The following is a 204-nucleotide window of genomic DNA, read 5'->3' on the forward strand; positions in this document are numbered from 1 at the left end:
TGAAAGTTCTTTATGAACTTCATATTTGGGGGTGTAGCTCAGTTGGGAGAGCACTTGCCTTGCAAGCAAGGGGTCAGGAGTTCGACTCTCCTCATCTCCACCATTAAGAGTATATTACTTAAATCTTCGATTTATCTAGTAGCCTCTTACATGCACTTTTAGCTTATCTTTAGACAAGCTATGTGCGTTAGCACTTTAAGCAAC

Annotated in this window: 1 tRNA gene; it reads left to right on the forward strand. The window is 40.7% G+C overall.

Annotated features, from left to right (window positions below):
- Window positions 1–27 precede the first annotated feature (27 nt).
- A tRNA-Ala gene (locus tag IC218_RS22365) sits at window positions 28–103 on the forward strand.
- Window positions 104–204 lie beyond the last annotated feature (101 nt).

The sequence above is a fragment of the Clostridioides sp. ES-S-0005-03 genome (assembly GCF_020658455.1).
In the GTDB taxonomy this organism is placed as follows: Bacteria; Bacillota; Clostridia; order Peptostreptococcales; family Peptostreptococcaceae; genus Clostridioides.